The organism is Micrococcus sp. Alg238-R198, from assembly GCF_900537135.1.
Lineage (GTDB): Bacteria > Actinomycetota > Actinomycetes > Actinomycetales > Micrococcaceae > Micrococcus > Micrococcus luteus.
The window spans coordinates 95,103-101,102 of record NZ_UNRH01000009.1; the positions used below are offsets into that span (position 1 = coordinate 95,103).

Below are 6,000 nucleotides of genomic sequence, written 5' to 3' on the forward strand. Positions count from 1 at the left end.
CCCGCCGAGCGTTTTCGTTCGGGAAACGGCGGCGTGTCGCACCGCTGTCGTTCGGGAAACGGCGCCCTGCCGACGACGCCGGCCTCAGTCGTCGCGGCCCCGCACCGGGCGCTCCTCGAGCGTGGTCTGCACGACCCGCCCGCGCTCCCAGCTGTTCGCCCCCGGCACCACGTCCGGGACCGGGATGTCCGCGCGGTTGCGCCGCTTGGCCGCGGTGTCCACGCCCACGCGCTCGTCCCGGGCACGCAGGAGGGCCTCGTCCACCTGGCCGTCGCCGGTGAGGCCCATCATCAGCTGGGGGATGCCGTACGGGAAGTCGTCCCGGTCGTACTGCCAGGTGTGGAACGTCTTCCCGTAGGTGTGGATGAGGTCTTCGAAGTAACTGTGCTCGGCCAGCTCGGGCACCCCGGGGGCCGTGAGGGCGCCGGAGCTCACCTCGTAGTGGTGGCTGTGCCACAGGCGTCGCTCCTCGTCGGGGAGGCTGCGGAACCGCTCCTCGCTGATGATGTACTCGATGCCGATCAGCCGTGCGTCCGGCGCGTTGCGGTCGAAGATCACGCACTGGTGCAGGTCGTGGCGCAGGTGGATGCAGAAGTGGCTGGCTTCGACCTGTCGGCCGAGGTCGTCGGCGTAGAAGTGCAGTCCGTTGAGATAGGTGCTCATCGCGCCCATGGGGTACTTCGGCTGGACCAGGCCGGATGCCGCGTCCAGGAGGCGGTGCTTGAGCGGGTGGCCCTTCCCGACGGCGGCCATGAGGGCGATCTTGCGGGCTGCGGTGACAGCGGCCGCGGTGCCCAGTCCGGTGGCGAACGCGAGGGCGGTGGAGGACAGGCGATGGGTGCTCATGGCCCCACGCTAGGAGCGCGGGGCGGACTCGGCCAGGGTGGTGGAGCTGCCGGGGCTGCTCAGGAGGCGGGGACGGCGGATCGTCTGCGCATCTGACCCTTCTGAGTGGGCGCGTGGTCGCCAGAAGGGCCAGAGATGCAGAAGATTCCGGGCGGCCGGCGGGCACGACGTCGGTCCATACGGCACGCGACAATGCGCAAAATTCATTTGCGCTAATCGTCTATCGACTAAGGCTCACCCCTCTTGTGTTATTCGTAGGCCGGAGTAATCTCGATTCCAGCAGCACCGTCCCAGTCCGGGGCGGGCCCGAACCGGGAGGATCACTCCATGACCACCGCCGTCCGCACCTGCGCCGCCAGTGCCTGCGCCTTCAACGCCGAGACGTCCTGCAACGCTCTGGCCATCACCGTCGCCGGCTCCGACCGCACGCCCGGCTGCGGCACCTTCGTCCAGCTGGACGTCCGCCGCCCGGTGACCGAGGGCACCTCGACCGTCGGTGCGTGCCACCGCCTCGAGTGCACGTACAACGCCGACCTCGCCTGCACCGCCGAGGGCATCGAGGTCACGGACGTGGCCACCTGCGCCACCTACACGATCGACTGACGCCGCCCTCAGGGGTGGGCGACTCGCGCCGGGATCGCGTCCAGCAGTCGCCGCCAGGCGTGCCGCGGGCTGTGGTCGAGTCGACCCGCACCGGGCAGGGCCACGTGCACCGCGGTGGTCTCGCCGTCGCGGACGCGCAGCAGGGTCACCCCGGCTTCGTCCGCGTCGAGGGCGTGGGCGGGGGACTCGGACAGGGGTTCGGTGTCGACCTGCAACGGGGTGCTCTCGCCCGGCAGCAGGCCCAGGGCGACGGCGTCGGCCAGGTCCGCGAGCACCTCGGGGGCGGTGCCCAGCACGTCGTCCGCCAGGTCTGCGAGCTCGGCCTGGTCGACCAGTCCGCGCGACGTGAGCGGCAGGGTGTGGCGGCAGAACACGGCGACGCCGTCGACGTCGTGCAACAGGATCCGCTGGGTCTCGACGACGCCCACGCGCACCCGCGGGCCGACGTCGGCCACGAGGTCCGCGGCGCGACCTCGCAGCCCCAGCTCCGCTACCTCGGCCGAGTCCCGGCACCAGCGCAGGGTGCCGAGCAGATGCACGGACGCCAGGCGGGTGGGGGCCGTGAGGTCCAGGGCGTCGCGCAGGACGTCCACGCGCACGTCCAGCGGCGCGGGCGTGTGAAACGCGCCGAGCGAACCGAGGAGGTTGGGGACGTGGGCGACCACGAGGCGGCCGTCCGCGCTCACGCCGTGGACGGCCGTCGTGAGCGTCTCGCCGGCGCGGAAGGCCGTGACCTCGACGGAGCCCTCGCCGCGGAGCAGCCGCTGGGCCAGCAGCAGACGACGGGGCGCCACGGGCGGCAGCGGATGGGCGGGGTGCGTGGAGGCGTGGGCCATGGGGGTCCTTCCGGCGGGGTCCGAGAACCAGTAAGGCACACCTCAGTGAGATACGCAAGGCGAGTGTTGTGTATTTATCGCGCGCGGGGTGGTGGGGGCGCATGGGGCTGGACTACGGTGATGGGCCTCACATGCCGTCGTCGAGGGAGTCAGCCGATCATGACCTTCCGCCCTGCCCGCCACCGACTCACGACGGCGGCCTTCGGCGTCGCCCTGGCGCTCACCCTCACCTCCTGCGGCACGGCGCAGGATGCGGGCGGCTCATCGGAACCTGCCACCGCCACCGTCGTCGACTCCGCACTCACACGTATCAAGGAGGCCGGCACGTTGCGCGTCTGCTCCACCGGTGACTATCCGCCCTTCACCGAGCAGACCGAGAGCGGCGACTGGAAGGGCATCGACGTGGACATGGCCCGCGATCTCGCCGAGACCATGGGCGTGGAGCCGGAGTTCGTGAAGACCAGCTGGAAGACGCTCATGGACGACTACACGTCGGGGGCGTGCGACGTCGCCGTCGGGGGCATCTCCCTGAACCCGGAGCGCGCCGAGCAGGTGTACTTCACCGTGCCGACGCAGGAGGACGGCAAGACGCCGATCACCCGCTGCGAGAACGTCGAGAAGTACGACACCGTGGAGGAGATCAACCAGCCGGGGGTGCGGTCGATCTTCCCCGAGGGCGGCACCAACGAGAAGTTCGCCCGGGAGCACTACCCGCAGGGCGAGCTGCTGACGCACGACAACCTCACGGTGTTCGACGCTCTCGCGGCCGGCGAGGCGGACGTGATGACCACGGACCGCTCCGAGGTGCTCTACATCGACCACGAGTACCCCGAGCTGTGCGCCGCGAACCCGGACGAGCCCTTCGACTACTTCCAGAAGGGGTACATGCTCCCGCAGGGCGACGAGGTGTTCAAGCACTACGTGGACCAGTGGCTGGCCATCGCGCTCAAGGACGGGACGTACGAAGGATTCGCGGAGCCGTGGGTCGGGGACGTCGAGCTGAGCCTGGAGGACTGAGCCGCAAGGGCGATCCCGTCCCCGCTGGGTCGCCGCCCTTGTAGACGTCCGTGGCGGTGACGCGCTTCAGGTCCTCGAGTGCGGGAGTCGTCAGCCGGTGACCTCGAGCTCGAGGCCGAGCACCTCCATGACGGAGAGCACTGACTTCAGGGTGCTCTTGCCGGTGCCGCGCTCGATCTGGCGGACGGTCGCATCCGAGACTCCTGCCAGGTCTGCGAGCTGCTGCTGGATCAGCAGGAGCTCTTTACGCATGGCGCGGACGCGGTCGCTGATCTTCATCAGCGCCGCGGCGGAGGAGACTGCGCGTGTGGTGGCCACGGCCCCAGCGTGGCAGATGAGCAGCTGAAATCCGAAGGATTCTTCGGAATCGGTGACGTTCGACTGCTGCGGTGACGAGTCGACATGGGAAACCGAAGAAGACTTCGGATTCGAGCCTCCGGAGGTCGGTCGAAAAGGTGCCGGCCTCCTCATCCGATGAATTCTTCGGAACCCGGCTCTCAGGAATCAGGCGTGCGACTTTTCAGTGCCAGAATGAGGCCGACTGCCACACCGCCGTGCTCCGAAAGGCTCCGCCACCATGCCCTCTCCCCAGAACCTCTCGAACTTCGTGTGGGGGATCGCGGATCAGCTCCGGGGCGTGTTCAAGCCGAATCAGTACGGCACGCTCGTCCTTCCGCTCACCATCCTGCGCCGCATGGAGGCGGTCATGGCCCCGCACCGGGGTCGGAATCTTCTGCGCATCTGACCCTTCTCGGCGCCCGTGGCGGGGCCAGGCTATGCTCACCCTCGGCGTGAAATGGGCCGAAGATCAGAAGGGTGTGGAGAATCATGTGGAATCTCCAGCAACAACGTCAGCTGTTTTCCGCGCAGTCGGAGTTCACCATGGATCGTGCCTCTCTGGACGATGCTCGGGCCGTCGCCCGGGCGCGTCTGGCCAGGTGGGTCGAGGACCTGATGACGCCCCAGCATGACCGAGTGGGCCGGCCGGCCGTCCCGCGCCTCGTGCTGACGAGCGAGGACTTCGACTGGACGCCGCACCAGCTGACGTCGGGTCTGACCTTCTGCATTGCCGACTACGTCGTGGGGGACGAGGACGAGGGCGACCCGTCGGAAGTGTGGGCCGTCGCCCTCGCCGAGACCTACGCCGTCTTCGAGGAGGAGGACATCGACGAGGCTCGACGGGAGATCGTCGCCCAGCTCGAGCGAGGGTCGCATGAGTTCGCCTCGAAGGTGTACGTGGAGGCCTCCGTCAGCCACTTCAGCAAGCGCAGCCACGGTTTGACCGGCGGTGATGTCCACGAGCTGGTGCGGCTGCGGGATCTCGACCTGCCGCCGGCAGCGTGGCGTCATGTCGGGGTCTTCCTGCTGAACATGCTCGGGGCCCGGGCTCGGCACGGTGTGGAGGTGAGTGTCGAGCACCCCGTCACCTACCTCCCGTACGAGCTCGTCCCTGCCTGCTCCCCCTCACAGGAGGAGCTGCTCATGAGCCGCCGGGTTCCGAAGGAAGCGCTCGCCTATTCCGCACCCCTCTCGTGGCTCCGAGAGTTGGCGAAGGACAAGCTCGCGCAGTGGTGCCTGAGTGCTTCCGACCGGCAGGACGCCCCCGAGGTGTACTTCAACCTCCACCGGTTCCCCTACGCCATGGAGCTGGACGACGTCGCGCCCGACTTCTGCGGAGGCGTCATGAGAGTCCACCCCAAGGGGGAGCGTCCCGATGACTGGTGGCGTCAGCAGGAGGTCACCGCATGCGCGTGGTTCGGCATCGCGGTGGACCTGAGCGACTGTCTGACGAGGGGCGAGCTACTCCAGGCCATCGACAGCGAGGCTGAGGATGACGACGGCGCCTCCATTCTCGAAAGGATTCGCGCGGAGATCTGTGTGACGCGCTACTCCAGCACCGGCGGATCGTCACGGGACACGAGCGTGATCCACCTCGACGCCGCCGATCTCATCGACATGGACGGTCTCGACATCCATGGGATCTCCCACAACCTCGAGAACGCCTTGATGTCCCGGATGGCGCAGCTCGAGTACTGATCGGTAGACGGGGGCCGCGGGAGTGCCCCGACCGGGCGGGCCCGACGACGGCCCCTCGCCTCAGGCGATCCGGTGGAGCCGATGCTCGCCGTCGCCAACGCCGAAGACCGCGCGCGTGCGCACCGGTCAAGCCCCTCGTGATGGTGTAGCGGTCTGATCCTTCATGGGGGTCAGGCGCTGAGGCCGAGGGTGAGTTCGGTGTCGGGGTCCACCTCGTCTCCGGTGTTGGTCACGGTGGTGAGCCTGCAGCGGGCCAGGACTTCGAGACCGAGGTAGCGTCGACCCTCGGCCCATTCATCGGTCTGCTCGGCCAGCACCGCACCCACTAGCCTGACGATGGCCGCCCGGTTGGGGAAGATGCCCACCGCGTCGGTGCGACGGCGGATCTCCCGGTTGAGCCGCTCGGCCGGGTTGTTCGACCAGACCTGCGTCCAGACGTCCTTCGGGAACGTGGTGAAGGCCAGGATGTCCGCCCGGGCGGCGTCGAGGTGCTCAGCCACGGTGGGCAGCTTCTCGCTCACGTAGTCCAGGAGCCGGTCGAACTGCGCGTGCACGCTGGCCGCATCGGGCTGGTCATAGACCGAGTGCAGCATGGCTTTCACGGCCGGCCACATGTTCTTCGGGGTGATGCCCATCAGGTTCGCCGCGTAATGGGTGCGGC

General features: G+C 68.5%; 8 protein-coding genes. 4 read left to right on the top strand and 4 right to left on the bottom strand.

Going from position 1 to position 6,000, the window contains the following annotated elements; all coding sequences use genetic code 11:
• Positions 1–84 precede the first annotated feature (84 nt).
• Entirely contained in the window at positions 85–846 is a 762-nt protein-coding gene (locus G6R13_RS09500; RefSeq protein WP_163721510.1) for an OBAP family protein, read from the bottom strand.
• Positions 847–1,173: 327 nt separating this feature from the next.
• Here G6R13_RS09500 and G6R13_RS09505 point away from each other — a divergent pair, with 327 nt between their 5' ends.
• Positions 1,174–1,449 (top strand): DUF1540 domain-containing protein, encoded by a 276-nt coding sequence (locus G6R13_RS09505; RefSeq protein ID WP_163721511.1) that lies wholly within the window; start codon positions 1,174–1,176, stop codon positions 1,447–1,449.
• 8 nt (positions 1,450–1,457) lie between these two features.
• Here the strand turns inward: G6R13_RS09505 and G6R13_RS09510 are convergent, their stop codons facing one another.
• Positions 1,458–2,285 carry a hypothetical protein gene (locus G6R13_RS09510; protein WP_163721514.1) on the bottom strand — a complete coding sequence of 276 codons (828 nt, stop codon included), beginning with the start codon at positions 2,283–2,285 and terminating at the stop codon, positions 1,458–1,460.
• 159 nt (positions 2,286–2,444) lie between these two features.
• On the opposite strand from G6R13_RS09510, the gene G6R13_RS09515 reads away from it, so the two are divergent.
• Positions 2,445–3,302: a transporter substrate-binding domain-containing protein gene (locus G6R13_RS09515; protein ID WP_163721516.1), complete on the top strand. Its 858-nt coding sequence runs from the start codon at positions 2,445–2,447 to the stop codon at positions 3,300–3,302.
• 90 nt (positions 3,303–3,392) lie between these two features.
• On the opposite strand, the gene G6R13_RS09520 is transcribed toward G6R13_RS09515, so the two are convergent.
• Positions 3,393–3,620 carry a helix-turn-helix domain-containing protein gene (locus G6R13_RS09520; protein WP_233569917.1) on the bottom strand — a complete coding sequence of 76 codons (228 nt, stop codon included), beginning with the start codon at positions 3,618–3,620 and terminating at the stop codon, positions 3,393–3,395.
• A 259-nt stretch (positions 3,621–3,879) separates the two neighbouring features.
• On the opposite strand from G6R13_RS09520, the gene G6R13_RS09525 reads away from it, so the two are divergent.
• Complete coding sequence (locus G6R13_RS09525; RefSeq protein WP_204327552.1) at positions 3,880–4,047, top strand: type I restriction-modification system subunit M N-terminal domain-containing protein; 168 nt, start codon at positions 3,880–3,882, stop codon at positions 4,045–4,047.
• 71 nt (positions 4,048–4,118) lie between these two features.
• Complete coding sequence (locus G6R13_RS09530; protein WP_205521354.1) at positions 4,119–5,339, top strand: hypothetical protein; 1,221 nt, start codon at positions 4,119–4,121, stop codon at positions 5,337–5,339.
• 170 nt (positions 5,340–5,509) lie between these two features.
• Here G6R13_RS09530 and G6R13_RS09535 read toward each other — a convergent pair.
• Positions 5,510–6,000, bottom strand: a 491-nt coding sequence (locus G6R13_RS09535; RefSeq protein WP_205521355.1) for a transposase, incomplete at its 5' end; no start/stop codon positions are given.